23 protein-coding genes and 1 tRNA gene are annotated in these 26,999 nt (G+C 71.7%); 16 read left to right on the top strand and 8 right to left on the bottom strand.

Annotated features, from left to right (window positions below):
* The 3 genes from HYQ63_RS17120 to HYQ63_RS17110 all read right to left on the bottom strand — a co-directional run bounded on the left by HYQ63_RS17120 (position 1) and on the right by HYQ63_RS17110 (position 5,428).
* Positions 1-4,011 carry a non-ribosomal peptide synthetase gene (locus HYQ63_RS17120; RefSeq protein ID WP_179934737.1) on the bottom strand — a complete coding sequence of 1,337 codons (4,011 nt, stop codon included), beginning with the start codon at positions 4,009-4,011 and terminating at the stop codon, positions 1-3.
* Positions 4,012-4,341: 330 nt separating this feature from the next.
* A tRNA-Cys gene (locus HYQ63_RS17115) sits at positions 4,342-4,416 on the bottom strand.
* Positions 4,417-4,543: 127 nt separating this feature from the next.
* Entirely contained in the window at positions 4,544-5,428 is an 885-nt protein-coding gene (locus tag HYQ63_RS17110) for an alpha/beta fold hydrolase (RefSeq protein WP_179934736.1), read from the bottom strand.
* Between the two features lie 159 nt (positions 5,429-5,587).
* On the opposite strand from HYQ63_RS17110, the gene HYQ63_RS17105 reads away from it, so the two are divergent.
* The 9 genes from HYQ63_RS17105 to HYQ63_RS17065 all read left to right on the top strand — a co-directional run bounded on the left by HYQ63_RS17105 (position 5,588) and on the right by HYQ63_RS17065 (position 14,057).
* Complete coding sequence (locus HYQ63_RS17105; protein WP_179934735.1) at positions 5,588-6,493, top strand: LysR family transcriptional regulator; 906 nt, start codon at positions 5,588-5,590, stop codon at positions 6,491-6,493.
* 96 nt (positions 6,494-6,589) lie between these two features.
* Entirely contained in the window at positions 6,590-7,150 is a 561-nt protein-coding gene (locus HYQ63_RS17100) for a cysteine dioxygenase family protein (RefSeq protein ID WP_179934734.1), read from the top strand.
* Positions 7,151-7,187: 37 nt separating this feature from the next.
* A complete protein-coding gene (locus HYQ63_RS17095) occupies positions 7,188-8,252 on the top strand; it encodes a YeiH family protein (RefSeq protein WP_179934733.1) in 1,065 nt (354 codons plus the stop codon).
* 97 nt (positions 8,253-8,349) lie between these two features.
* Positions 8,350-9,822 carry an MFS transporter gene (locus HYQ63_RS17090; RefSeq protein ID WP_179934732.1) on the top strand — a complete coding sequence of 491 codons (1,473 nt, stop codon included), beginning with the start codon at positions 8,350-8,352 and terminating at the stop codon, positions 9,820-9,822.
* A 33-nt stretch (positions 9,823-9,855) separates the two neighbouring features.
* Positions 9,856-10,053 (top strand): Arc family DNA-binding protein, encoded by a 198-nt coding sequence (locus tag HYQ63_RS17085; RefSeq protein ID WP_179934731.1) that lies wholly within the window; start codon positions 9,856-9,858, stop codon positions 10,051-10,053.
* Complete coding sequence (locus HYQ63_RS17080) at positions 10,053-10,427, top strand: type II toxin-antitoxin system death-on-curing family toxin (protein WP_179934730.1); 375 nt, start codon at positions 10,053-10,055, stop codon at positions 10,425-10,427. The genes HYQ63_RS17085 and HYQ63_RS17080 overlap by 1 nt, the downstream gene beginning before the upstream one ends.
* A gap of 112 nt (positions 10,428-10,539) precedes the next feature.
* Positions 10,540-12,336: a DEAD/DEAH box helicase gene (locus tag HYQ63_RS17075; protein WP_123107667.1), complete on the top strand. Its 1,797-nt coding sequence runs from the start codon at positions 10,540-10,542 to the stop codon at positions 12,334-12,336.
* Between the two features lie 198 nt (positions 12,337-12,534).
* The gene (locus HYQ63_RS17070) at positions 12,535-13,176 is read left to right on the top strand and encodes an IclR family transcriptional regulator (protein WP_009717506.1); all 642 of its coding nucleotides are present in this window, start codon (positions 12,535-12,537) and stop codon (positions 13,174-13,176) included.
* A gap of 80 nt (positions 13,177-13,256) precedes the next feature.
* On the top strand, positions 13,257-14,057 hold the full coding sequence (locus HYQ63_RS17065) for a S16 family serine protease (protein ID WP_179934729.1): 801 nt from the start codon (positions 13,257-13,259) through the stop codon (positions 14,055-14,057).
* A 92-nt stretch (positions 14,058-14,149) separates the two neighbouring features.
* On the opposite strand, the gene HYQ63_RS17060 is transcribed toward HYQ63_RS17065, so the two are convergent.
* Entirely contained in the window at positions 14,150-14,617 is a 468-nt protein-coding gene (locus tag HYQ63_RS17060; protein ID WP_039938834.1) for an Lrp/AsnC family transcriptional regulator, read from the bottom strand.
* A gap of 134 nt (positions 14,618-14,751) precedes the next feature.
* Here HYQ63_RS17060 and hppD point away from each other — a divergent pair, with 134 nt between their 5' ends.
* Positions 14,752-15,897 (top strand): 4-hydroxyphenylpyruvate dioxygenase, encoded by a 1,146-nt coding sequence (gene hppD / locus HYQ63_RS17055; RefSeq protein WP_179934728.1) that lies wholly within the window; start codon positions 14,752-14,754, stop codon positions 15,895-15,897.
* A gap of 34 nt (positions 15,898-15,931) precedes the next feature.
* Here the strand turns inward: hppD and HYQ63_RS17050 are convergent, their stop codons facing one another.
* The 3 genes from HYQ63_RS17050 to HYQ63_RS17040 form a co-directional block, all read right to left on the bottom strand.
* A complete protein-coding gene (locus HYQ63_RS17050; RefSeq protein WP_373689100.1) occupies positions 15,932-17,194 on the bottom strand; it encodes a mannosyltransferase family protein in 1,263 nt (420 codons plus the stop codon).
* Between the two features lie 74 nt (positions 17,195-17,268).
* Positions 17,269-17,715: a hypothetical protein gene (locus HYQ63_RS17045; protein WP_179934727.1), complete on the bottom strand. Its 447-nt coding sequence runs from the start codon at positions 17,713-17,715 to the stop codon at positions 17,269-17,271.
* The gene (locus HYQ63_RS17040) at positions 17,708-18,208 is read right to left on the bottom strand and encodes a SigE family RNA polymerase sigma factor (protein WP_179940202.1); all 501 of its coding nucleotides are present in this window, start codon (positions 18,206-18,208) and stop codon (positions 17,708-17,710) included. The genes HYQ63_RS17045 and HYQ63_RS17040 overlap by 8 nt, the downstream gene beginning before the upstream one ends.
* A 247-nt stretch (positions 18,209-18,455) precedes the next feature.
* Between HYQ63_RS17040 and HYQ63_RS17035 the strand changes: the two genes are divergently transcribed.
* The 5 genes from HYQ63_RS17035 (at position 18,456) to HYQ63_RS17015 (ending at position 23,987) form a co-directional block, all read left to right on the top strand.
* Positions 18,456-19,508 carry a teichoic acid biosynthesis protein C gene (locus tag HYQ63_RS17035; protein WP_257231909.1) on the top strand — a complete coding sequence of 351 codons (1,053 nt, stop codon included), beginning with the start codon at positions 18,456-18,458 and terminating at the stop codon, positions 19,506-19,508.
* Positions 19,509-19,567: 59 nt separating this feature from the next.
* Positions 19,568-20,935, top strand: coding sequence for an FAD-binding oxidoreductase (locus HYQ63_RS17030; protein ID WP_123104897.1), 1,368 nt, complete (start codon positions 19,568-19,570; stop codon positions 20,933-20,935).
* Between the two features lie 175 nt (positions 20,936-21,110).
* Positions 21,111-22,769: an RDD family protein gene (locus tag HYQ63_RS17025; RefSeq protein WP_179934725.1), complete on the top strand. Its 1,659-nt coding sequence runs from the start codon at positions 21,111-21,113 to the stop codon at positions 22,767-22,769.
* A gap of 78 nt (positions 22,770-22,847) precedes the next feature.
* Positions 22,848-23,429 carry an RDD family protein gene (locus HYQ63_RS17020; protein ID WP_179934724.1) on the top strand — a complete coding sequence of 194 codons (582 nt, stop codon included), beginning with the start codon at positions 22,848-22,850 and terminating at the stop codon, positions 23,427-23,429.
* 51 nt (positions 23,430-23,480) lie between these two features.
* Positions 23,481-23,987 carry an RDD family protein gene (locus tag HYQ63_RS17015; RefSeq protein WP_179934723.1) on the top strand — a complete coding sequence of 169 codons (507 nt, stop codon included), beginning with the start codon at positions 23,481-23,483 and terminating at the stop codon, positions 23,985-23,987.
* Here HYQ63_RS17015 and HYQ63_RS17010 read toward each other — a convergent pair.
* Positions 23,973-24,239, bottom strand: coding sequence for a hypothetical protein (locus tag HYQ63_RS17010; RefSeq protein WP_179934721.1), 267 nt, complete (start codon positions 24,237-24,239; stop codon positions 23,973-23,975). The genes HYQ63_RS17015 and HYQ63_RS17010 overlap by 15 nt on opposite strands.
* 351 nt (positions 24,240-24,590) lie before the next feature.
* On the opposite strand from HYQ63_RS17010, the gene HYQ63_RS17005 reads away from it, so the two are divergent.
* Positions 24,591-26,978 (top strand): immune inhibitor A domain-containing protein, encoded by a 2,388-nt coding sequence (locus tag HYQ63_RS17005; RefSeq protein ID WP_179934719.1) that lies wholly within the window; start codon positions 24,591-24,593, stop codon positions 26,976-26,978.
* The last annotated feature ends 21 nt before the right edge of the window (positions 26,979-26,999 follow it).

Here is a 26,999-nt window from a genome sequence, read left to right as displayed (position 1 = left end):
TCAGGGGCGGCGGGTGGCGTCCAGGGCCTGGGCCAGCGTCGGGCCGACCACGGTCAGGGCCTGCTCGCGCAGCAGGTGGTAGTGGTGGGCCGGGACGCCGTGGACCTTGACCTCGCCGGACACGTACGGCTGCCAGGATTCCGGGACGTGCAGCGCGTCGCGCTGGTAGCCCGGGATGTCCTCGTCGGCCGTGAAGAGGAGCAGGTCGCCCTCGAAGCGCTCGGGGGCGAACTTGCGCATCAGCTCTTGGTCGTTGAGGAAGATGTCGAGCAGCGGGAAGCTGTGCTCGCCCTCCAGGAGCCGCTTCGGCAGGCCGGTTTCGCGGCTGAGGTCGGCGATCAGCTGGTCGCCGTCGTCGAGGCCGTCGGGGTGGGCCTCCAGCCAGCCGGGGGCGAAGATGTCGCCGCCGCCGATGTTGTCCAGCAGGACGCCGAGCCACTGGCGCTTGCCCAGGTCCGGGAGGTCCGGCAGGGCCTGGTCGTTGTCGGGGTAGGCGTCGATGACGGTGAGGGTGGCGACCTCTTCGCCCTCGCGCTGGAGCCGGGTGGCCATGGCGTGTGCGATGAGCCCGCCGAAGGACCAGCCGAGCAGGTGGTACGGGCCGGTGGGCTGGACGGTGCGGATCTGGTCCAGGTAGTCGGCGGCCATCTCCTGGACGTTGGCGGGCAGCACGTCGGGCTCGGTCAGGCCGCGCGCCTGGAGGGCGTACACGGGCTGGTCGGGCGCGAGGTGGCGCATCAGGCCGGTGTACGACCAGCCGAGGCCGCCGCCGGGGTGGACGCAGAACAGCGGCGGGCGCCCGCCCTCGCCGCGCAGCGGCAGCAGGGTGTCGAGCGGGTGCAGCTGGGACGCGTCGGCGGGGGTGGCCTCGTCGAGGCGGGCCACCAGGCGGGCGACGGTCGGGGCCTCGAACAGGTCCCGCATCGACAGCTCGGTGTCCAGGGCGGTCCGCGCCTGGCTGGCCAGCTTGGAGGCGAGCAGGGAGTGGCCGCCGAGCAGGAAGAAGTCGTCGTCGATGGTGACGTCGGGGACGCCCAGCACCTCGCCGAAGAGCGCGCACAGCGTCTCCTCGCGGGGGGTGCGGGGCGCGCGGCCGTCGCGGGCGGTCTCGTGGGAGGGCACGGGCAGCGCGGCCCGGTCCAGCTTGCCGTTGGGGCTCAGCGGCAGCGTGTCGAGCACCATGAACGCGGTGGGCACCATGTGCTCGGGCAGATCGCGGTGCAGCATTTCGCGGGCGGTAGCGACGCACGGCGCGGTGTCGCCCTCGGCCGTCAGATAGGCCACCAGCCGCTGGTCGCCGGGCTGGTCCTCGCGGACGATCGCCGCGGCCTCCGCGACGTCCGGCAGGGCGCGCAGAGCGGCCTCGACCTCACCGGTCTCGATGCGGAAGCCGCGCAGTTTGACCTGGTCGTCGGAGCGGCCCAGGTAGGCGACGCCGCCGTCGGGCAGCCGCCGGGCCAGGTCGCCGGTGCGGTACATGCGGGCGCCGGGCGCGCCGAAGAGGTGGCCGTACGGGTCGGGGACGAAGCGCTCGGCGGTCAGCGACGACCGGTCGTGGTAGCCGCGGGCGAGCTGCGGCCCGGCCAGGTAGACCTCGCCGACGGCCCCGGCGGGGGCGTGCCGCAGGGCGGAGTCGAGGACGTACAGGCGGCTGTTCCACACGGGGGCGCCGATCGGGACCGGGCCGGTGGCGCCGGGCTCGCAGGTGTGGGCGCTGATGTCGACGGTGGCTTCGGTGGGCCCGTACACGTTGTGCAGCGGTATGCCGGGCAGCAGGGCGTGGAAGCGGTCGGCCGTCTCGCGCGGCAGCGCCTCGCCGCCGCAGAACACCTGGCGCAGGCTGGCGGCGCACTGCTCGGCGACATCCGGCTCGGCGAGGAAGGCGCGGAGCATGGACGGCACGAACTGGAGGGTGGTGATGCGCTCTTCGCGGACGGTGCGCACGAGGTACGCGGGGTCCTTGTGGCCGCCGGGCTGGGCGAGCACCAGGGTGGCGCCGCTGACCAGCGGCCAGAAGAACTCCGCGACCGAGGCGTCGAATCCGGCCGGGGTCTTCTGGAGCAGCCGGTCCTCGGGGGTGAGGGGGTGGCTGCCCTGCATCCACTCCAGGCAGTTGACGATGGCGCGGTGGGGGACCAGGACGCCCTTGGGGCGGCCGGTGGAGCCGGAGGTGTAGATGACGTACGCGGGGTGCTCGGGGTCGAGCGCGACCCGCGGCGCGTCCGTCGCAGCCTCCTCGGGCGAGGCGGTGTCGAGCAGCAGCCGCTCCACCCCCTCCACCGCGGGCAGCTCCTCGGCGTGCTCGGCGCGGGTGACGAGGAGCGCGGGCGCGGCGTCGTCGAGCATGAACGCCAGCCGGTCGGCCGGGTAGTCCAGCTCCAGCGGCAGATACGCGGCGCCCGCTTTGAGCACCGCCAGCAGGGCGACGACCAGCTCGGGGGAACGGGGGAGGGCGACGGCGACGGTGCGCTCCGGCCCCGCGCCGCGCGCGGTCAGGCGGCGGGCCAGCCGGTCGGCGGCGCGGTCCAGCTCGGCGTAGCTCAGCCGGGTGTCGCCGAAGGCGACGGCCTCGGCGTCGGGCGTGCGGGCGGCCTGCGCCGCGAACAGCCCGGGCAGGGTGGTGCCCGAGGTGGCGTGCGCGGTGTCGTTCCACTCCTCGGCCGCGCGCCGCCGCTCCTCGGCGGACAGCAGCTCGATGGCGCCGACGGTGCGCTCCTTGTCGGAGGTGTCGGAGAGGGTGCGCAGGAGTTCCAGATACCGCTCGCGGTGGGCGATGAGACCGTCGGCGGTGTAGAGGTTGGAGTTCGCGTTGAGGTCGATGCGGATACCGCTGCCGTCGGAGCGGTCGTATCCCATGATCGAGAGGTCTTCGACGGTTCCGTTGGACAGGTTGTGCCCGATGACGCGATGTCCCGCGAAGTCGAAATCGTAGTCGTACGTCATGATATTGACGTGCGGGCCGAGGAAGCCGTTTCCGCCGTCCGGGAGGTGGAGATCCCGGGCCAGGTCGATATGGCGGTAGCGCTGATGGCGCAGCGCCTGCCGGACTTCCCGCGAGACCTGCCGCACCAGATCCCGTATCCGCATATCCGGGCGCACCTGGATGCGCAGCGGCACCACATTGGCGAACATCCCCGGAATCCCGCGCAGCGTGGCATCGGTCCGGGCGGTGACCGGCAGCGTCAGAATGATGTCCGATTTACCGGTCAATCGATGCAGATAGGTGGCCGTCGCCGCGATAATCATCGCCGACCAGTGCGTCGCGTATTTACGCGCCGCGGCGCGCAGCTCGACCGCTTCCTCCTCGGTCAGGTAAGCCGTCTCCCGCAGCACGCTGGAGAGGTCGTCACCGGGGCGGCCGGAAAGCCGGGCGGGTTCCGGGGAATCCGCGAAGTGTTCCATCCAGTACGCGCGGTCCTTGGCGAAATCCTCCGACGACCGGTATTCCTCGTCCCGGTCGAGCATGGTCCGCAGGGAGCCGAAAACCGTTTCTCCCGCGGCCGGGTCGGCGCCTTCGGTGAGCGCGGTGTAGATCTCGGCGGTGCGCCGGCCCAGCAGGGCGGCGCTGCCCGCGTCCGACACGATGTGGTGGGTGCCCTGGTACCACAGGAAGCAGTCGTCGCTCAGCTTCAGCAGGGCGAACGAGAACAGCGGGTGGGCGTCCAGCTCCAGCCCGGTGGCCAGGTCGTGCTTCATCCAGCGGACGGCGGCGGCGTGCGGGTCGGGCTCGCCGCTGAGGTCGAGGAACGGGAAGTCCCAGTCGGTCACCGGGTCGAGGACCTGCCAGGGCACTCCGTCGTCCTCGCCGACGCGGACGTTGTACGGCTCGGCTTCCGAGACCGCCTGACGCAGTGCCCTCTCGAATATCGCGGTGTCTATGGGGCCTTGGATCTCAAGGTATTCGCCGACCTTGAACGTCGTGCTCTCCGGCGGCTCCAGCTGCTGAATGAACCAGATCTCGCTCTGGCCGGTCGACAGTGGCAGACGGGTGGCCGGTACGGCGGGCTGCACATTTCCCCCAGACGGAACACAGGATCGCAGGTCGAAACAAAGGGTGCCTGTTCAGTCACCGCGGGTTCTCCGCTCCGGACTGCAGGCACCACTGTGACCCTATGCGTCGAAAACGCACTCACTGCGGGGGGTCGGAGACCATTCAGTGGGGAGAATGTGAAAAAGGTCAGGGGACCAGTTGCGTGAACGCCGTTCGCGAAACTGAGCATGCGCCTCGTAAGGCCTATGTGTCCAGAGGGTTTCCGGTAGTTCACCGAGAGAGGCCGAGAGGGACCGGGCGGGCGCGGATGAGCGGCCGCCCGGGAGGGGCGGGGGAGCGCGGGGGCGCTGTGGAGGCCGTGGCGGGATTCGAACCCACGTAACTCGCTTTGCAGGCGAGCCCCTGAACCACTCGGGCACACGGCCAATGTCGTGCTCGTGCTGACGACCATACGGAGCGGTTCAGGGGGCATCAATGGTTCGGCGGCCGCTGCCATATGACTGACATACGCCGTTCACAACGGCCGTTCACAGGTGCCGCGGGCGCGGCCGCCTACGGGCCGCCGGGCGCGTGCGGGTGCTCCAGGAAGTCCTCCACCACGGGGCGGAACAGCTCCGGTTCGTCCACCCATGGGTAGTGCCCCACGCCGTGCAGCGGCCGGGCGCGCCCGGCCGGGAACGACTCCGCGACCAGCTCCCCGGCCCGCACCCCGGTCACCGCGTCCCGGTCCCCGGTGATCACCAGCACCGGGCAGGGCACCTCGCGCAGCCGCGCCAGCACCGCGCGGCGGCCCGCCTCGTCCACGCCCTGCCAGAAGCCCGCGCGCGGCACCGGGCCCAGCTGCTCGCCCTCGCTCGCCGCGTGCGCCTGCTGCGGCTCCTCCCAGCGGCCGTACGCCATCGGGGCGGCCTTCAGTAGCAGCTCGCGCACCTCGGCGAGGTCGGTGGTGTCCGGCAGCATCTGGATCGCCACGTACGCCTCCTGCCACCACGGCTCGTCGGCGCGCGACTCGAAGATCTCCCGGGCGTCCTCGGGCAGTTCGCCCTGCATCCGCGCGCCCGGGCAGACCAGGACCAGATGGGTGAGGTGGTCCGGGTGGGCCGCCGCGTACGCCTGTGCCGTGGCCGCCGCCGCGTCGTGGGCGAGCAGCGCGAAGCGGGTGAGTCCGAGGTGGCGGCGGAGCGCCTCCAGGTCCTCGGCCAGCCCCGGGAACGCGTACTGGCTCGGATCGGCCGCGGGCGGTGAGTCCCCGGTGCCGCGGCTGTCGGGGATGACCAGGGTGCGGTGCGCGTCGAGACCGCCGAGGTCGCCCAGGTACGCGGCGTTCCGCCCCGGCCCGCCGGCCAGGCAGATCAGCGGCGGCCGCGCGGACCCGTCGCGGGCCTCCAGGACGCGGTAGGCCAGCTCCGTTTGGTCGTACGACGTGTAGTGCGGCATAGGGCCAGCCTGCCTGATCGAAAGGGGCATCGGCGCTGCGACTGCGGAGATCGGATGAGGCGGGGAGGGCCGGGAGGGGCAGGATGACTCAAAAGCGCCGGGAGGGGTGATGTTCCGTTACCCCAAAACGCGCTTATGTTTTCCCACTATGATGCCCGTGTGTTCGATTCCCGGCACATCAGGACGTTCCACGAGGTGGTGCGCGCCGGTTCCTACTCGGCCGCCGCCCGGGTGCTGGGCTATACCCAGCCGGCCATAACGCAGCAGATGAAGGCGCTCGAACGGACCGTCGGCAGCCCGCTGTTCATCCGCGTCGGCCGCGGCATGCGGCTCACCGAGGCGGGCGAGACGCTCGCCCGGCACGCCGACACCATCCTCTCCTCCATCTCCGCCGCCCAGGCCCAGATGAACGCCATCACCCGGCTGCGCGCCGGACGGGTGCGGGTGTGCGCCTTCCCCAGCGCCAACGCCACCCTCATCCCCGAGGCCATGGCCCGCCTCGCCGCCGCCCACCCCGGGGTGCGGGTCGACCTGATGGAGGGGGAGCCGCCGGACTCGCTCGACCGCGTCGTCCGCGGCGAATGCGACATCACCCTCGCCTTCACCTATCCGGGCCTGCGCGAGGAGGCGCCCCCCGAACTCGTCGAGATCCCGCTGATGGAGGACCAGCTGACCGTCCTGCTGCCGAGCGGGCATCCGCTGGCCCGGCGGCGCGCCGTCAAGCTCGCCGAGCTGAGCGGGGAGCGGTGGATCGCCGGATGCCTGCGCTGCCGCGCCAACTTCCTGCACGAATGCGCCGAGCAGGGCTTCGCGCCCGACATCGCCTTCACCACCGACGACAACCTGGTGGTGCAGAGCATGGTCGCGGCCGGGCTCGGCGTCGCGATGATGCCGGGGCTGGTGCTGTCCTTCCTCTGCCACCAAAAGGTCACCGGGCGCGCGCTGGAACCGGCGTCGCGGCGCCATGTCTCCGCGTACGTCCTGCGGGAGCACCTGGAGATCCCGGCGACGGCGCGGGTGCTGGAGGAGCTGAAGACCGTGGCCGGGAACCGGGTCGGCTGCTGACGCCTGCGGACAAGAGCCCATATATAAGCGGAGGTTGACCCCCGCCCAACAAATCGTCGTTGGACGGGACGGACGGTCCGTCCGCACGCTGCCGATATGACCACCGCGTATCCGTCCTCTCGTGTCACGGCCCCCATCGGCGCCTTCGTCGACGGCGTCCGCGAGGCCGTCGGACGCGGCCTGCCGCCCGATGTGACCGCCTACCTGGTGGGCGAACGCCTCGCCCCCTACCTCGGTACGCCCGACCTGCTCACCCCCGCCCAGCGCGAGGGCGACCCCGAGCGCTACCGCCAGCACGTGCTGCACGCCGAGCCCGACGGCAGCTTCTCCGTCGTCGCCCTGGTGTGGCTGCCCGGCCAGCGCACCGCCGTCCACGACCATGTGTCGTGGTGCGTCACCGGCGTCCACGAGGGCGAGGAGCACGAACGCCGCTACCGCCTCGTCCCCGACGGCCCGGCCTCCCGGCTGGTCGCCGTGGAGGACGTGATCAATCCGCAGGGCGCGGTCTGCGGCTTCGCCCCGCCCGGCGATATCCACAGGGTGTGGAACGCCTGCGGCACGAAGGCGATCTCGATCCACGTCTACGGCGCGGACATCGTGCGGCTGGGCAGCAGCGTCCGGCGGGTGTACGAGGCCCCCGCGGTGGACGACCTGTGACCGGGCCGTACGTCATACGCGCGACGGCGGTGACGGCATGGCGGTGACCGGGGCGCGGGCGGTGACCGGGGCGCCCAGCCCGACCGCCGTGGTGGCCCCCCGGCGCCGGATGCCCGCCGCCGCGTACGGGCTCGGGCTGGCCGCCTGCGGGGTCGCGGCCGCGTGGGCGGTGCACCGGGCCGTGCCCGCCGTACCGCTGCTCACCGCCGCCGTCGTGCTCGGCATCGGCGCCGCGCATCTGCCCGGCACCCGGGGGCTCGTACGGGGCCGCGGCCGGGCCGGGCTCTCCCTCGCCGGGAAGCGGCTGATGCGGCTCGGCATCGTGCTGCTCGGCCTGAAGCTCAGCCTGGACGACGTCCTCGGCCTCGGCTGGGCCACCGTCGCGATGGTGTTCTGCGTGGTCGCCGCCACCTTCGGCGGCACCTGGTGGCTCGGCCGCCGGATGGGGCTGCGCGGCGACCAGCCGCTGCTGATCGCCACCGGCTACTCGATCTGCGGCGCGTCCGCGATCGGCGCGGTCAGCGAGGTGTCCGACAGCGACGAACGGGACGTGGCCACCTCCGTCGCCCTGGTGACGCTGTGCGGCACGCTCGCCATCGCCGTACTGCCCCTGCTCCAGCAGCCCCTGGGCCTCGGCGATGCACAGTTCGGCCGCTGGGTGGGCGCGAGCGTGCACGACGTCGGCCAGGTCGTGGCGGCCGCACAGACCGCCGGGCCCGCGGCGCTGAAGGAAGCGGTGCTGGTCAAGCTGATGCGGGTGGCGCTGCTCGCCCCGCTCGTCGCCGCGCTCGCCGTGTCCGTACGGGCCCGGGCCGGAGCCCGGCGCACCGCGACGGCCCGGCGGCCCCCGCTGGTGCCGCTCTTCGTGGCCGGGTTCCTCTGCATGGTCGCGCTGCGCAGCACCGGCCTGCCGTCCGCCGCCGCGCTCGACGTCGCCGCCACCGGCCAGGAACTCCTGCTCGCCGCCGCCCTCTTCGGCCTCGGCAGCGCGGTCCACCTCCCCTCCCTCACCCGCACCGGCGTCCGGGTCGCGGCGCTGGGCCTGTGCGCCTGGGGAGTGATCGCGGGCGTCTCGTACGCGGGCGTGCTGCTCACCACCTGACGCAACCAGGGGCCCGACGGCGTACGTCCCATGCCCGAGGCGAATCACCGACCTCCGACAGGTGCCACCCCGTCCCACGGCTCTTACGCTGACCGGCATGACCGCTCTCGACCCGCCTGACGCCGAACGGAGCACCCCCTCGCGCACGGCCGGGCCGGACCCGGACCCGGACATCAGGGATGACACCATCCTCGGCCGCCGCCACCGCGCGCTGACCCTCGGCATCGTCACCGTCGTCTCCCTCATCGCCTTCGAGGCGAGCGCGGTCAACACCGCCATGCCGATCGCGGCCCGCGCCCTGGACGGTGTCGAGCTGTACGCGTACGCCTTCTCCGCCTACTTCACCGCGAGCCTGTTCGCGATGGCGCTGTCGGGGGAGTGGTGCGACCGCAAGGGGCCGCTCGCGCCGCTGTTCAGCGGCATCGTGGCGTTCGGCGCGGGGCTGGTGGTCGCGGGGACGGCGCAGCGGATGTGGATGTTCGTGGGCGGGCGCGCCGTCCAGGGCATCGGCGGCGGGCTGGTGATCGTCGCGCTGTACGTCGTCGTCGGCCGCGCCTATCCGCGGCGGCTCCAGCCCGCCGTGCTGGCCTCCTTCTCCGCCGCGTGGGTGCTGCCGGTCATCGTCGGGCCGGTCGTCGCCGGGACGGTCACCGAACAGGCCGGGTGGCGCTGGGTGTTCCTGTCCATCCCGGTGCTGGTGCTGCCGCCGCTCGCGGTGATGCTCCCGGCCCTGCGCACCCTGCCGCCCGGCGGCCGCTCCCCGGCCATGGACCGCCGCCGCATCCTCCTCGCGCTGGCCGTCGCGGGCGGTGCCGGGCTGCTCCAGTACGCCGCCCAGGACCTGGCCTGGTACTCCCTCCTCCCGGCCGCCGCCGGGCTCGCGCTGCTCGTGCCGTGCGTGCTGCGGCTGCTCCCCGCGGGCACCTTCCGCGCCGCCCGCGGGCTGCCGTCGGTGGTGCTGCTGCGCGGGGTCGCGGCGGGCGCCTTCCTGGGCGCGGAGAGCTTCGTCCCGCTGATGCTGGTCACCCAGCGCGGCCTGTCCGCGACCGCCTCCGGGCTCGCCCTCGCGGGCGGCGGGCTGACCTGGGCGCTCGGCTCGTACACCCAGAGCAGGGCCCGGCTGGAGCCGTACCGGGAGCGGCTGATGGGGCTGGGCATGCTGCTGATCGCCGTGGCCATCGCCCTGGTGCCGCTCGCGCTCGCCGACTCCGTCCCGGTGTGGACCGTCGCCGTCGCCTGGGCGGTCGGCGGCTACGGGATGGGGATGACCATCTCCAGCGCGAGCGTGCTGATGCTGAAGCTGTCCGGGCCCGAGGACGCGGGCAGCAACTCCTCCTCGCTCCAGGTCTCCGACGCGCTCGGCAACATCACCCTGGTCGGCCTGAGCGGTGTCCTCTTCGTCGCCTTCGGCGGCGCCGCGATCGCCCCCACCACCCATGCGACCACCACCCCGGCCGCCGCCTCCTCCCACCCGGCCGCCTTCATCGCCGTGTACACGGCGATGGCGACCGTGGCCCTGGCCGGTGCCTGGGTCACCACCCGCCTGCGGCCGCGTCCCGTATCGCGATAGCACCGTGTGGTACCAAGCGGTACCATCGGTTTCATGGCTGCCCTGAATCTACGCTTTACCGATGACGAGCTGGACGCCTTGCGCAAGCGCGCCGAGGCGGAAGGCCGGAGCATGCAGTCGTTCGCGCACGATGCGGTGATCGCGGCGATCAACGAGCACTCCCGGCTGTTCAACGAGGCCGCGGCCCATGTGCTGAAGGTCAGCGAAGAGCTGAACCGGAGGCTCGCCTGATGCACTACCTCACGTTGCCCGAGCTGCTGAACCTCGCCGAGCGGCTCGGGGCCGATGAGGTGCGCGACTACGGGCTGCTGGAGTCCGCGCTGGCTCGTCCGCAGGCCAGCGTCTTCGGGCAGGATGCCTACCCGGACGTGTGGCAGAAGGCGGCGGCGCTGATGGAGTCGCTGGCCCGCAACCACGCCCTGGTGGACGGCAACAAGCGCCTCTCGTGGTATGCGACCTGGGTCTTCCTCCACGTCAACGGACACCCGCTCAGCGCGGACTTCGACGTCGACGAGGCGGAGCGGTTCGTGCTCGGCGTCTGCCAGGGCGAGCTGGACGTGCCCAAGATCGCGGAGGGGCTGCCCGGGTTCGCGGTCCAGGTGTGACCCTGATCCCACCCTCGGGTGGGATCGGGGCGTACCCCCGAAGCGTGAAGGGCGGCACCGGTAGGCTGACGCGGTTCCCGATCGACCCCGCCGAGCCAGCCTGACGGAGACCGTGAGTACTACTGCCGCCTCCACCAGCCATCACCTCTCGCCCGCCTTTCCCGGACGGGCGCCCTGGGGTACCGCGAGCAAGCTGCGCGCCTGGCAGCAGGGCGCGTTGGACAAGTACATCGAGGAGCAGCCGCGGGACTTCCTCGCGGTCGCGACCCCCGGCGCCGGTAAGACGACGTTCGCGCTGACGCTCGCCTCCTGGCTGATGCACCACCACGTCGTGCAGCAGGTGACGGTCGTCGCGCCGACCGAGCACCTGAAGAAGCAGTGGGCCGAGGCCGCGGCCCGCATCGGCATCAAGCTGGACCCGGAGTACAGCGCGGGTCCGCTGGGCCGGGAGTACCACGGCATCGCCGTGACGTACGCGGGCGTCGGCGTGCGGCCCATGCTGCACCGCAACCGGATCGAGCAGCGCAAGACGCTCGTCATCCTCGACGAGATCCACCACGCCGGTGACTCCCGCTCCTGGGGCGAAGCGTGCCTGGAGGCGTTCGAGCCCGCGACCCGCCGGCTCGCGCTCACCGGCACGCCCTTCCGGTCGGACACCAACCCCATCCCCTTCGTCACCTACGAAGAGGGCAACGACGGCATCCGCCGCTCCTCCGCCGACTACACGTACGGCTACGGCAACGCCCTGAACGACGGCGTCGTGCGGCCCGTCATCTTCCTCTCCTACAGCGGCAACATGCGCTGGCGCACCAAGGCGGGCGACGAGATCGCGGCCCGGCTCGGCGAGCCGATGACCAAGGACGCGGTCTCCCAGGCGTGGCGCACCGCGCTCGACCCGCGCGGCGAGTGGATGCCGAACGTGCTGCGCGCCGCCGACCACCGGCTGTCCGAGGTCCGCAAGGCCATCCCGGACGCGGGCGCCCTCGTCATCGCCTCCGACCAGGACTCGGCGCGCGCGTACGCCAAGCTCATCCGCGAGATCACCGGCTCCAAGGCCACCCTGGTGCTGTCCGACGAGGACGCAGCCTCGCAGCGCATCGAGGACTTCACGCACTCCGACGACCGCTGGATGGTCGCGGTCCGCATGGTGTCCGAGGGCGTGGACGTGCCGCGCCTCGCGGTCGGGGTGTACGCGACCACCATCTCCACCCCGCTGTTCTTCGCCCAGGCCGTCGGCCGTTTCGTACGGTCGCGGCGGCGCGGCGAGACCGCGTCCGTCTTCCTGCCCACCATCCCGATGCTGCTCGGCTTCGCCAACGAGATGGAGGTCGAGCGCGACCACGTCCTCGACAAGCCGAAGAAGGACGGCGAGGAGGAGAACCCGTACGCGGAGGAGGAGAAGCTCCTCGAAGAGGCCGAGAAGCAGCAGGACGAGGACACCGGCGAGCAGGACGCGCTGCCCTTCGAGGCGCTGGAGTCGGACGCGGTCTTCGACCGGGTGCTGTACGACGGCGCCGAGTTCGGCATGCAGGCGCACCCGGGCAGCGACGAGGAGCAGGACTACCTCGGCATCCCCGGGCTCCTCGAACCCGATCAGGTGCAGATGCTGCTCCAGAAGCGGCAGGCCAAGCAGATCGCGCACAGCCGCAAGAAGCCGGACGCGGAGGCGGACCTGCTGGAGATGCCCGCGGAGCGGCGGCCCGTGGTCACCCACAAGGAGCTGCTGGAGCTGCGGAAACAGCTCAACACGCTGGTGGGGGCGTACGTCCACCAGAGCGGCAAACCGCACGGCGTGATCCACACCGAGCTGCGCCGGGTCTGCGGCGGGCCGCCGAGCGCGGAGGCGACGGCGGGGCAGATCCGCGAGCGCATCAAGAAGGTGCAGGAGTGGGCCACCCGGATGCGGTGACCTCCGTGATGTGTGCGGTGAGCGAGGGATCTGCTCGGATTCTGGACAACCACTTCCGCTGAGCGGACCCGCTCGCTACGGTTCGTGCACGCACACGCCCCGTGGCAGCGTCGCCGCGGAGTGCAGCCGGTGCGTATCGCCGCGACCGGCGGAGCACCTTCGCGGGGAGCCGCCACTCATCACCGAGGAGGGGGCGTCGTGACCGCGGAGACCTCACAGACGCTCGACCGGGGACTGCGTGTCCTGAAACTGCTCGCCGACACCGACCACGGGCTGACCGTGACCGAGCTGTCCACCAAGCTCGGCGTCAACCGCACCGTCGTCTACCGGCTGCTGGCCACCCTCGAACAGCACTCCCTGGTGCGCCGGGACATCGGCGGGCGGGCGCGGGTCGGGCTCGGGGTGCTCCAGCTCGGCCGCCAGGTGCATCCGCTGGTGCGGGAGGCGGCGCTGCCCGCGCTGCGGTCCCTCGCCGAGGACATCGGCGCCACCGCCCACCTCACCCTGGTCGACGGCACCGAGGCGCTCGCCGTCGCGGTCGTCGAGCCGACCTGGACCGACTACCACGTCGCCTACCGGCCCGGTTTCCGGCATCCGCTGGACCGGGGCGCCGCGGGCCGCGCGATCCTCGCCGCCCGCGCGGGCCGCCCCGACGACCCCGGGTACGCGCTCACCCACGGTGAGCTGGAGGCGGGCGCGAGCGGCGCGGCCGCCCCGCTGGTCGGGGTGACCGGGCTCGAGGGCAGCGTGGGCGTGGTGATGCTGTGCGACGCGGTGCCGGAGCGGGTCGGCCCGCGGGTGGTGGACGCGGCGCGGGAGGTCGCGGACGCCCTGCGGTGATGGTGCCGGTGCGGTGACGGCGACCCTGCTCGACCGGGGGGCCGCGTCATCCGCCCCGCTGGTCAACTAAATTCACTCCCATGCCTGCCGTCTCCCTCCGCGCTCTCTCGCCCCGCGCCCGGATCCTCGCCGTCTGCGCCGCGCTCGTGGCCATCCTGCTGGCGGTCGCCGCGCTCGCCCCCCTGCCGTTCACCGTGGCCCAGCCGGGCACCACCGTGAACGTCCTCGGTACGGACGGCGGCAAGCAGGTGATCACCATCTCGGGGAGCGATACCCGTAAGACCAAGGGCCAGCTGCGGATGACGACGATCGCGGCGACCGGACCGGACGCCACCGTCCGCCTGGGGGACGTGCTCAGCGGCTGGTTCCGCACCGACCGCGCCGTGCTGCCGCGCGAGGCGGTGTACGTGGGCGACACGACCGAGGAGATCCAGCAGCACAACGCCGACGAGATGCGGAAGTCCCAGAACACGGCCACCAGCGCCGCCCTCGGCTACCTCCACAAGTCGCCCGGCGACGTCAAGGTGAAGCTGCGCCTCGCGGACGTGGGCGGCCCCAGCGCCGGACTGCTGTTCTCCCTCGGCATCGTCAACAAGCTGGACGGCGACGGCCGCGGCGGCGACCTCACCGGCGGCCGCACGATCGCGGGCACCGGCACGATCGACGCCCGCGGCAAGGTCGGCGCGGTGGGCGGCGTCCCGCTCAAGACCCAGGCCGCCAAGCGGGACGGTGCGACGGTCTTCCTGGTCCCCAAGGACGAGTGCAAGGACGCCAAGGCCGAGCAGCCCAAGGGCCTGCGGCTGATCCCCGTCACCACCCTCGACGGCGCCGTGCAGGCCCTGAACAACCTCCGAACGGGCGGCGCGGTCCCGCACTGCTAGCAGATGGACGCGGTACCGGGCGGAGTGCTCGGTGTCCGGGTCGACCTCCTTCTCGCGGTAGTCGTTGATCACGCTTACCGGGGTCGGTCGGGTCAGTCCTCGGCGGCCTGCTGCACCAGGGGGATGATCCGGAGGGGGACCGGGTTCTCCATCACGATCGCCGTCGAGGCCCGGACGATGCCCTCGATGCCCACGACGCGGTCGATCACCCGCTGGAGGTCGGCGTTCGAGCGGGCGACCAGGCGGCAGAGCATGTCGCCCTCGCCGGTCGTGGTGTGCAGCTCCAGCACTTCGGGGACGCCGGCCAGGTGGGTGCGTACGTCCGGGCCCTGGCCCTGTTTGATCTCCAGCGTGGCGAAGGCGGTGACCGGGTAGCCCAGGGCCGCCGGGTCCACGTCCGGGCCGAAGCCGCGGATCACGCCCTGGGCGCGCAACCTGTCCAGCCGCGCCTGGGCGGTGCCGCGGGCGACGCCGAGGCGGCGGGAGACCTCCAGGACGCCGATGCGTGGCTCGCGGGCGAGGAGTTCGATCAGGCGGGCGTCGAGCGCGTCGATTCCCATGGGGCCTCCTGAGGGGGCTGTGATGGTGGTCACTCTGTACAGAATGCTGCCCAGTTCCAGTGCCACGCTATGCAGTCTGCTCAGCGAATCCGCGAACTGTTGCGCACCCTGAGCCGCGGGGAGACGCTGCCTGTATGACTGAGATCCTGAACCCCACCCCGACCACCGCGCGGCAGGCAGACCCCTTCCCGGTGAAGGGCATGGATGCGGTCGTCTTCGCCGTCGGCAACGCCAAGCAGGCCGCCCACTTCTACGCCACCGCCTTCGGCATGAAGCTCGTCGCCTACTCCGGACCGGAGAACGGCAGCCGGGAGACCGCCAGTTACGTCCTCGTCTCGGGCAGCGCCCGCTTCGTGTTCACCTCCGTGATCAAGCCGTCCGGCCCCTGGGGGCGCTTCCTCGCCGACCACGTGGCCGAGCACGGCGACGGCGTGATCGACCTCGCCGTCGAGGTCCCGGACGCGCGGGCCGCGTACGCGTACGCGGTGGAGCACGGCGCCACCGGGATCGAGGAGCCGCACGACGTCAAGGACGAGCACGGGACGGTGGTGCTCGCCTCGATCCGCACCTACGGCGACACCCGCCACACGTTCGTGGAGCGCTCCGGCTACGACGGCCCGTACCTGCCCGGGTACGTCGCCGCCAAGCCGATCGTCCAGGCGCCGGAGAAGCGGCTGTTCCAGGCCATCGACCACTGCGTCGGCAACGTCGAGCTGGGCCACATGGACGAGTGGGTGGCCTTCTACAACCGGGTCATGGGCTTCACCAACATGAAGGAGTTCGTCGGCGACGACATCGCCACCGAGTACTCCGCCCTGATGTCGAAGGTCGTCGCGGACGGCACCCGGAAGGTCAAGTTCCCCCTGAACGAACCGGCCCTGGGGAAGAAGAAGTCGCAGATCGACGAGTACCTGGAGTTCTACGGCGGCCCGGGCGTCCAGCACATCGCCCTCGCCACGAACGACATCGTCGCGACGGTGCGCGCGATGCGCGCGGCGGGCGTCCAGTTCCTGGAGACGCCCGACTCGTACTACGACACGCTGGGGGACTGGGTCGGGGACACGCGGGTGCCGATCGAGACCCTGCGGGAGCTGAAGATCCTCGCGGACCGGGACGAGGACGGGTACCTGTTGCAGATCTTCACCAAGCCCGTGCAGGACCGGCCGACGGTCTTCTTCGAGATGATCGAGCGCCACGGGTCGATGGGCTTCGGCAAGGGGAACTTCAAGGCGCTGTTCGAGGCGATCGAGCGCGAGCAGGAAAAGCGCGGCAACCTCTGACCCGACACGGACCGCCCGCCCCGCCGCCCCGTGGTCAGCCGGCCCACCGCCCCGACAGGAAGGCGAGGGTGAAGACGGTGCTCACGGGCGCGACGAGGCAGAAGTAGACGGTCTTCACCCGGGGCCTGCGCAGGCTCCATCCGGCCAGCCCGATCCACAGGGGCCACCACAGCAGGGTGGAGCGGGGGATGGACATGAACCAGTACGAGGTGCCCAGCGCCCACAGGGTGATGCCGATGTAGCCCGCCTCGGCCCAGCGGCGCCGCCACAGCAGTACGCCGAGGACGACGAGCCCGAGGACCATGGCCGCCAGTTCCGCCTGGAACATCGCGGCGTATCCGGTGGTCTGGGTCTCGTCGAAGGCCGCGTTCCAGGTGTGGGACCAGCCCTCCCAGGGGGTGTGGAAGGTGCGGAACCAGCCGCGTTCCTGGGCGTGCTTCCAGGCCATCCAGTCGTCGGTGTGCGCGTGCAGGTACCAGGTGAATAAGGCGGCGGGCAGCGCGGGCAGGGCCAGCCAGGGCAGCGAGCGCCAGTGCCCGCGGGCGCGGGCGGCGGTGAGGACGAAGTGGACGGCGATGGCGGCGGCGACGAAGAGGCCGCTGATCCGCACGGTGGTGGACAGGGCGGTCAGAACGGCGGCGGCCGCCCAGCGCTGCCGCTGGGCGGCGAGCCAGCCGGGCAGGGCGAACGCGAGGAACAGCGCCTCGGTGTAGCCGACGGCCAGGAAGATCGCGCACGGTGAGAGCAGGAAGAACAGCACGGTGCGCCGGTCGCCGTCCGGGCCGGGCAGATACAGCCGGGCGATCCGGGCCAGCGCCAGGACGCCGACGGCCCCGCCGACGAAGGAGATCAGCAGCCCGGCCGCGGTCCAGCTCGGGATGACGGTGTGCAGGGCGCGCAGCAGCATCGGGAACCCTGGGAAGAACGCCTCCCGGCTGTCCCACTTCTTGTCCCACGGGCCGCTCTCCCCGGGGAAGTAGCCGTCGCGCGCTATGTGGAGGTAGTGACCCCAGTCCCACCGCTCGAAGGGTTCGAGGACGGCGGAGGGCTGGTGCGCGTCGCCGTTCGCGGGGAACAGCCACCGGACGCCGTAGGCGGTGATCCATATGGATATTCGGGTCAGCAGATACAGCCACAGCACCTCGCGGTCGCCCGGGCTCAGCCGGGAGGGCAGCCGGGCGAAGCGCATGATCCATCGGCGGGGTGAGGGCCGCTTCCGCGGCGCGGAGGACCACGCGGGGTGGTGGGGCGCGGAGCTGGGCGCGGTGTGGCGCGGCTCGGGTGGTGCGACGGACATGCGGGAATCTTTCGCGTAGAGGTGAGGGTGCGGAGCCGCCCGGCGACAGCCGACGGGTCATGCGGGGGTGAGGGTCAGGGGCCGGTCGAGGAGGCGCTGCCCCCTGGGGGAGACGTCGTCGTGGGCGGGTACGTCACGTCGCCGGACCCCTCGCGTGTGGGGTCACCCGTCGACGGGGGCGGGCTGGCGGCCCCGGACGACGAAGGACCGGACGACGGTTGGCCGGATGACGGTTCGCCGGTCGACGGTTGGCCGGTCTTCGCATGGCCCGTCGAGGGGATGGTGGCCGGGGCGGCGGGCGGCGGCGTACCCGGCAGGAGGGCGGCCGCGGCCGCGCCGCCGCCCGCGATGACCAGGCAGGCGCCCGCCGCCAGCGCGGCGAGGCGGCGCCGGTGCGCCCGTCTGCCGCGCTCGGCGATGCGCGCGACGGGCGCCGCACCGGCGCGCGCCTGCCCGGCGTCACCGGCCTGCCGGAACAGCGTCCGCAGCGCGTCCCGGTGCGGATCCTGGATCTCAGACATCGGTGCTCTCCTCGATGCGCGGGTCCCGCAGGCGGTGGGCGAGCGCGGCGCGTCCGCGGACCAGATGCGTCTTGACGGTGCTGGTGGACAGGCCGGTCTCGGCGGCGATCTGCTCGACCGTGAGGTCGCACAGGTAGTGCAGGGTGAGCGTGCGCCGCTGCTGGGGCGGCAGTTCGCGCAGCGCGTCGACCAGCACCACCTGGTCCGGTTCCGGGCCCGCGACATGGGGTGGTGAGACGCCGCCGCGATGCCAGGCGTCCGCCGTACGCCGCCGGAACCGCCATCGGCTCACCGCCAGCCGCCAGGCGACCGTGCGGATCCAGGCCTCGGGCTGGCCGCCGCGGTCGAGCTGCCGTCTTCGGCTCCACCCCTTGACGAACGCCTCCTGGACGACGTCCTGCGCCTCGTGCAGGTCGCCGAGCATCACGTACAGCTGCCCCGTGAGACGCGTGACCGCCTGGGCGTAGAACTCTTCGAACTCCTCGACGGTCACTGTCACTCCCGGTTCCGTGTCTTCGCCGGGTATACGCCCGCCGTCCGGCATCCGGTCTACCCGAAGCAGTCAGAAAGAGAGTGATACAGCACACAATGCGCCGCTCGTGCCAGAAAAATGGAACACCAGCTCGGTCGGAGAATCGCACCGTCTACACTCACGGCGTTCCTATGTCCACTCCAACACGGTGTTTTCTCTTGGGAGTTGTTGAATTCGCATGCAGACGGACAAGTACGCAGCGGGTCGGTTGACGAGGCGTAGGTTCGCCCTGGCCGGGGGCGCTGCCGCCGCGGGTGCGCTCGGGGCGTTCGCGGTACGGCCCACCGAGGCCCACGCCGCCCACGTCACCGCCGCCGACGCCGCCCACGCCGCCGCCGGGACCGCCGAGGCCGCCGCCGGCGGCCGGTTCGACCTCTCGGTGCCCTCCACGCAGCTCATCCGTGAGAAGGCACCGCACAACAACACCGTGCTCCAGTCCTTCGCGTTCGACGACGCCAACGGTCACCTCTACACGATCCAGCTGATGCAGGGCGGCATCCGGCTCAGCGGCGAATCCGCCCCCGTCTCCGGCGCCGACCGGGCCGCGCGCGGCGACATGTGCATCACGAAGCTGTCCCTCACCGGCAGCAAGCTCGGCCACATGTACGTCAGAGGCTTCGGCCACGGCGTCTCGATCGGCTGCGAGCCCGTCGGCACCACCGCCCAGCTGTGGACCGAGTCGGACGCCAACCCCGACTCCGGCTACGGGCGCGCCATCAGCCGCTTCGCGTATCAGGACGGCGCCGTGCTCGACAGCGGCTCGTCCGCCCTGGCCACCCACCGCCCGGTGGCCGGTTCGACCAGCAACCAGCCCGCCGTCGACATGCTCAACAAGCGGCTGCTGCTGCGCTACCGCCAGGGCGGCGAGGTCCGCTACCGGCTGATGAGCCTGGCCGGGGTCACGGCGGGCGACTACTCCGCCGTGTACGACGACATACCCCAGGCGGGCGTCGAGGAGGGCGAGGTCTTCCAGGGCTTCACGGTGCTCGGCGACTACGTGTACCAGCTCACCGGCACCGCGTACTCCGACGAGAACGGCCCCAACCCGCCCTCCGGCCACGGCAACGCGCACGTCTCCTGCGTCGATCTGCGCACCGGCGAGCTGGTCCAGCGCGCCCGCACCGAGGCCGGGTACTCGCTCGACTACCGCGAGCCCGAGGGCATGGCCGTCCAGCTCACCAGCCCGCGCCGGCTGTGCATGGGCTTCGCCTCCGGCGCGTCCGGCGCCCGCGAACTGAGCGTCTACTACAAGCCGCAGTGAACTAACCCGGTCGCCGCGCCGATCTTCCCTGGCGCCCGCCCGAGTGCGAGCCTGGACGTATGACCGACCTCATCGAGTCGCTGCGGGAGGGCCTCCCCGAGGAGGCAGTGCTCACCGACCCCGATGTCACGGCGGCGTACGCCAACGACATGGCGAGCTTCTGCGATGCGGGCGCGCCCGCCGTGGTCGTCCTCCCGCGCACCGTCGAGCAGGTGCAGCACGTATGCCGTACGGCCACGGCGCTGCGCGTCCCCGTCGTTCCGCAGGGCGCGCGCACCGGCCTGTCGGGCGCGGCCAACGCGTCCGACGGCTGCATCGTGCTGTCCCTGATCAAGATGGACCGGATCCTGGAGATCAACCCGGTCGACCGGATCGCGGTCGTCGAACCGGGCGTGGTGAACGCGGCGCTGTCGCGCGCGGTGCTGGAGAAGGGGCTGTACTACCCGCCGGACCCCAGCAGCTGGGAGCAGTGCACCATCGGCGGCAACATCGGCACGGCGTCGGGCGGGCTGTGCTGCGTGAAGTACGGCGTGACCGCCGAGTACGTCCTCGGCCTGGACGTCGTCCTCGCCGACGGACGGCTGCTGTCCACCGGCCGCCGCACCGCCAAGGGGGTCGCGGGCTACGACCTGACCCGCCTCTTCGTGGGCTCCGAGGGGAGCCTCGGCATCGTCGTACGGGCCGTCCTCGCGCTCAAGCCCGCCCCGCCCGAACAGCTCGTCCTGGCCGCCGAGTTCCCCTCCACCGCGGCCGCGTGCGACGCGATCTGCCGCATCATGGAGCGCGGCCATGTGCCCTCGCTGCTGGAGCTGATGGACCGTACGAGCGTGCGTGCCGTCAACGCCCTGGGCGACATGGGACTCCCCGAGTCCACCGAGGCCCTGCTGATGGCCGCGTTCGACACCCCGGACCCCGCGTCCGACCTGGCCGCCGTGGGTGAGCTGTGCACGGCCGCCGGGGCGACCGAGGTGGTCCCGGCGGACGACGCGGCCGAGTCCGACCTGCTGCTCCAGGCCCGCCGCATGACGCTGACCGCGCTGGAGGCGGTCAAGGGCGTCACGATGATCGACGACGTGTGCGTGCCGCGCTCCCGCCTCGCCGAGATGATCGACGGGACGGCGGCCATCGCCGAGAAGTACGGGCTCACGATCGGCGTCGTGGCCCACGCCGGTGACGGCAACACCCATCCGACGGTCTGCTTCGACCCCGCGGACCCGGACGAGTCGCGGCGGGCGCGCGAGTCGTTCGACGAGATCATGGCGCTGGGTCTTGAGCTGGGCGGCACGATCACCGGGGAGCACGGGGTGGGCGTGCTGAAGCGGGAGTGGCTCGCGCGCGAATTGGGACCGGTGGGGGTGGAGTTGCAGCAGGGCATCAAGCAGGTCTTCGATCCGCTGGGCCTGCTCAACCCGGGCAAGCTGTTCTAGTCCCAGGTAGGTGGCTTCCCGTATTGACCGCCAAAAAGTTGCGAGGCGGTGCCACAGTAGGTACGGGCCGCGGGCCCGTCTGATAGACCTTGACAGCGCGCTCCGGGTTGCACTGCGGCAGCGCAGCACAGCAGCACAGCAGCACGGCGAGCACAGATACGGGACATCGGAGATCATGAGCGCCCCTTCCTCAGGATCCGCTGACGGCAGCTCCATTCCTGGTTTTTATCCGGATCCGTCCATTCCCAACTACATCCGGTACTGGAACGGCGCTGCCTGGGTGCCCGGCACCAGCCGCCCCGCCCCGGCCGAGGGCGAGGCCATGCCCGCCGCGCCCCCCGGAGTCACCCACACCCAGGTCACCAGCCCGGTGCCGGACGAGACCGGTCCGATGTTCCTGGACGAGGACCCGGAGCCGGGTCCCGCGGTGGAGACCGGCGGCGCCCTGCCCGAGGTGCGGCGGCGCGCCGAGATGGACGTACGGGAGTCCGGCACGGGCAGCGTCATGGGCACCGAGCCGGTGCCGCCCACCGGGACGGCCGCCCCGGTGGACTGGGACGATCCGCAGCGGCTGCACGGCACCCGCCCCGGGGCCGGGGCCGCCTGGCAGGCCGATGCGTCCCACCAGGCCGGGTTCGGCGGTGAGCAGGACCGCCGGATCTCCTGGGGTTCGGAGTCGGAGGACCCGCGAGCGGGGGTGCCCGACCCGCGCGGCGCGGCGGACGGCGACATCGGTGGTGAGGGCAGCGGCCGTGGTGAAGGCGGTCGCGACCCGGGCACGCTGACGATGCGCGGCGGCGGTGCGGAGGCCGGTGCCGGTACGGGCGGTGCGGGCGGTGCGGGCGACCGCAAGGATCGCGCCACCCACGCCCTCCCCGCCGTACGCAACACCCCGGAGCTGTCGTCGCCCTCGCCCTCGCCCTCGCCCTCGGCCTCAGCCTCGGCCGAGTCCGGTGCGGCGGACGGCACGATGGCGATCCGCGCGCTGCGGCCGACCGGCCGCGACGAGGGCACGATGACGTTCCGTACGCTCGACCGCGACGCGCCGCCGCAAGGCCCCCAGCAGTCCCCACAGCAGCAGCCGCCCCAGCCGCAACAGCAGCAGGCGCAGCCGCAGCAGCCCCCGCAGCAGCCCTACGGCGGCATCCCGGCCCAGCCGTCCCACGGCGGCTCCGGCGGTCCCGGCGGCGGCTGGCAGCAGCAGGTGCACCAGCTCGCCCAGCAGCCCCAGCAGCCGCAGCAGCCCCAGCAGCCGCAGCCCCCGGCTCCCCAGCAGGGCGCGCCCGAGAGCGTCATCCCCTGGAAGCCGCCGGTCGACAATCCGTTCCTCCAGGCCGCCCAGGCCCAGGGGCGGCCCGCCGGGCTCGGCCGCCGCTTCTCCGCCCGGCTGATCGACATGGTCGTGCTGCTGGCCATCACCGGCGCGGCCGCGTTCCCGCTGTGGGGGAAGGCCGCCGACCACATCGACGAGAAGGTGGAGACGGCCAAGCAGTCCGGCGAGACCGTCACCGTCTACTTCCTCGACGGCACCACCAGCGGCTACCTGGCCATCGTGCTGGGCGTGCTGCTGCTCGGCGGGATCCTCCTGGAGGCGCTGCCGACGGCCGTATGGGGCCGTACGCTCGGCAAGAAGCTGTGCGGGGTGCGGGTCCTGGACATCGAGGAGCACGACACCCCGTCGTTCGGCGCCGCCCTGCGCCGCTGGCTGGTCTACGGGGTGCTGGGCGTGCTGCTGGTCGGCGTGGTGAACGTGCTGTGGTGCCTGGTGGACCGCCCCTGGCGGCAGTGCTGGCACGACAAGGCCGCCCGCACGTTCGTGGCGACGGCCGGCTGATCCTCGGATGGAGCATCCGGATCGCCCGAACGGGGCGATCCGGATGCGATCGCCCTCGATCGGCGGTCGACTCGGGCCATGAGCACCGACCAGCCGCCGTCACCCGGGGACGAGCCCCGCGACCGGGATCCGTTCGCCAAGCAGCAGCCGCCGCCCCGGGCGAACGGCTCCCCCTACGGTGATCACGACGACGGCACCGATCCGCTCGCGGGCATGCCCCCGCTCGCCCATCTCGGCCGCCGCCTCGTCGCCCGGATCATCGACGGGCTGATCATCGGCATTCCCGTCGGCCTGATCATGGCCCTGATCTGGGGCACCTACTACCCGATGGGCGATGGCAGCGACGCCCGCTCGTCCGTGTTCACGCTCGTCTACGTCCTGGCGTACTTCGTCTACGAGGGGCTGATGCTGACCCGCTACGGCCAGACCCTCGGCAAGAAGGCGATGCAGATTCGGGTGGCCATGCTGGAGACCGGCGAGCTCCCGGCGGGCGGGCCCGGCTGGGCGCGCGCCGCCACGTATGCGCTCCCCGAGATCGTGCCCTGCTGCGGCTTTGTCTTCTGGCTGGTCAACGTCTTGTGGTGCACCTGGGACCGGCCGTATAGGCAGTGTCTCCACGACAAGGTGGCCAAGACGGTCGTCGTCTCGACCATGCCCTGAGGTATTGGCCCGCCGAGGGGCGCCCGGGCGGCTGCTGATGTAATCGGGGGCATGAGCCCCGACCAGCTGTCGTCGCCCCCGTACCCCGACCTCGCCGGGATGCCCCCGCTGGCCACCCCCGGTCAGCGCTTCGTGGCCCGGCTGATCGACGGCCTCGTGCTCGGCGTCATCTGGACGGTGGCGCTCGGCATGACGGGTGCGCTCCGGTACGGCATGGAGCACCCGGGCCAGCAGGACCTGGGCAAGGTGATGGCCGCGTTGATCATCACCATGGGGGTCTACTTCGCTTACGAGGGCACGATGCTGGCCCGCAGCGGTCAGACCCTCGGCAAGAAGGCGATGCGGATCCGCGTGGCGGTGCTCTCGAACGGGGACATTCCGGGCCGCCAGGGCTGGGTGCGCGCAGCGGTCTACACGCTCCCGGGCCTGCTGATCCCGGTGCTCGTCGGCACCCTGTTCTGGGTGCTCAACGTGGTGTCGCAGCTGTGGGACAAGCCGTTCCAGCGCTGCCTGCACGACAAGGCGGCGCGGACGGTCGTCGTGTCAGCCGTGCAGTGAGTGCTCCCGCGGGGGCTCGGCGGCCACCGCGGAACCGGCCAGCGGGCGGTGGGTGCGCACCGTACGACCCGCGCGGGACGGGCGGGACACCGGCACGGTGAGGGCCACCAGCAGCCCGAGCGCGAGACCGGCCATGGTCACCAGGCCCACCCCGAGGCCCGAGCGGGTTTCGGATAGCAGCAGCATGGCCAGCGTCGACAGGACGACGGTGGCCGAACCGTAGGCGAGCTGGGCAGAAGTCGGACGCGGCATGGCGGGATCCGTCCTCAGGGGGCATCGATATGCGGGGGCATGAGTCGGCTGACGTGCGCCGCCAAAAGACTCTACGGTGCTGGATGCCCGATGGGGAGCGGAACTAAGCGTGACCTCACCCACGGGAGCGGTGCACGGGGGGCGCACGGAATCACCGGCGTGTGCAACGGCCTTCCAACGGGCCCGAGCCCGGCCCGGTCCCGCCCGGGCGGCGCGGTCCGCGGTCGTCCGGTAACCGGTACCTGACGGACCGGGAAACGTAACGATCCCTCACAACCAAGTCAAGGACTGTCTTTTCTCCTGCCACTCCGGTCAAATGTGCGGCACCGGTGTGTGGAAGGGGAGGAACAAGTGAACAGCCAACGGAGGGCGGCCAGATCGGCCGCCGTCGCCACGGTGGTGGCCGCGCTCGGCGCGGCCGCGCTGTCAACGGGCGTCGCCCAGGCGGACGCGCCGTCTACGCGTGTCGAACGCCATGACCCGGCACCCGCGAAGACGGACGTCGAGCACGATCTGGCGGGCCCGTTCAGCAAGCAGCAGGAGGCGCAGCGCCAGGACGCGCTGCGCCAGGTCATATCCGGGGACAAGGAGGCCACGCGGCGCGGCGCGTCGCAGGTGGTGAAGCTCGGCAAGGGGAAGTACGTCGAGCTGGCCCGGGAGAAGACCGACAAGATCTTCACCGTGCTGGTCGAGTTCGGCGACAAGGTCGACGACACCACGATGTACGACCCGGACGGCGCCGACGGCCCCCAGCCGCCGGTGAAGAAGTACGGCGGCGACCCGGGCCCGGCGCACAACACGATCGCCGAGCCGGACCGCGCCGAGGACAACAGCACGGCCTGGCAGAAGGACTACAACCGGAAGCACTTCCAGGACCTCTACTTCTCGGAGGCCAAGGGCAAGGAGTCCCTGAAGAAGTACTACGAGAAGCAGTCCTCGGGCCGCTACTCGGTCGACGGCGAGGTCTCCGACTGGGTCAAGGTCGACTGGAACGAGGCCCGTTACGGCTCCAACTACTGCGGCGACACCAACTGCGCCAACGCCTGGGACCTGATCCGCGACGGCGTCAACCAGTGGGCCAAGGACCAGAAGGCGGCCGGGCGCACCGACGCGCAGATCAAGGCGGACCTGGCCCAGTACGACCAGTGGGACCGCTACGACTTCGACGGCGACGGCAACTTCAACGAGTCCGACGGCTACATCGACCACTTCCAGATCGTCCACGCCGGTGAGGACGAGTCCGCGGGCGGCGGCGCCCAGGGCGAGAGCGCGATCTGGGCGCACCGCTGGTACGCGTACGGCACCGACGCGGGCAGCACCGGCCCCGGCGCCAACAAGGCGGGCGGCACCCAGATCGGCGACACCGGCATCTGGGTCGGCGACTACACGGTGCAGCCGGAGAACGGCGGCCTCGGCGTCTTCGCCCATGAGTACGGCCACGACCTCGGCCTGCCCGACGAGTACGACACCACGGGCAAGGGCGAATCCTCCGTCGCCTACTGGTCGTTGATGTCCGCGGGCTCCTGGCTCGGCACCGGCGAGGACTCCATCGGCGACCTCCCTGGCGACATGTCCGCCTGGGACAAGCTCCAGCTCGGCTGGCTCAACTACGGCACCGCGAAGGCCGGTACGAAGTCCCGGCACACCCTCGGGGTCGCCGAGTACAACACCAAGAACAAGCAGGCGCTGGTCGTCAGCCTCCCCGACAAGCCCGTCACCACCGAGATCACCGCGCCCGCCGAGGGCGCCAAGCAGTGGTGGAGCGGAATGGGCGACGACCTGAAGAACACCCTCACCCGGTCCGTCGACCTCACGGGCGCCGCCAAGGCGAGCCTGGACCTCAAGGGCTGGTGGGACATCGAGGAGAACTTCGACTACCTCTACACCGAGGTCTCCACGGACGGCGGAGCCAACTGGACGCCGGTCGACGGCACCGCGGACGGCAAGGCCATCCCGCGCGACGCCGGCGACAAGCCCGCGCTGACGGGCACCTCCGGGGCGTACCGGAAGCTCTCCTTCCCGCTGGACGCCTACGCGGGCAAGAAGATCGACCTCCGCTTCCGCTACCAGACGGACAGCGGGGTCGCGCAGAAGGGCTTCACCGCCGACGCCCTCACCCTCACCGCGGACGGCAAGCCGGTCGTCACCGACGGCGCCGAGGGCGACGACAACGGCTGGACGACGGACGGCTTCTCGCGCGTCGGCGCGTCCTTCACCAAGGACTACCCGCAGTACTACATCGCCGAGAACCGCCAGTACGTCAGTTACGACAGGACCCTCAAGACCGGCCCGTACAACTTCGGCTGGGCCTCCACCCGCCCGTCCTGGGTCGAGCACTTCCCGTACCAGAACGGTCTGCTGATCTGGCAGTGGGACACCTCGCAGCCGGACAACAACACGGGTGTCCACCCCGGCACCGGCCTGATCCTCCCGGTCGACGCGCACGCCACCCCGGAGAAGTGGGCGGACGGCACGCTCATGCGCAACCGGATCCAGGCGTACGACTCGACCTTCAGCTGGTACCGGACCGGAGGCTTCACCCTCCACAAGGACGGGAAGGCCGCGAAGATCAAGGGCAAGTGGGGCACCCCGGTCTTCGACGACCGTAAGGGTACGTACTGGGACAAATCCAACCCCACCGCTGGGGTGCAGGTTGCTGACACCAACACCCGGATCGCGATCCTCTGGGAGCGCCCGGATGGCCAGACGATGACCATTCAGGTGGGTCCGTCGTCATAACCGCAGGTCAACGCCGCGACG

It is taken from the genome of Streptomyces sp. Rer75 (assembly GCF_013414305.1).
Taxonomy (GTDB): Bacteria; Actinomycetota; Actinomycetes; order Streptomycetales; family Streptomycetaceae; genus Streptomyces; species Streptomyces himastatinicus.
Note: the sequence above shows the minus strand (reverse complement) of the source record. Positions and strands in the feature narration are given on the sequence as shown.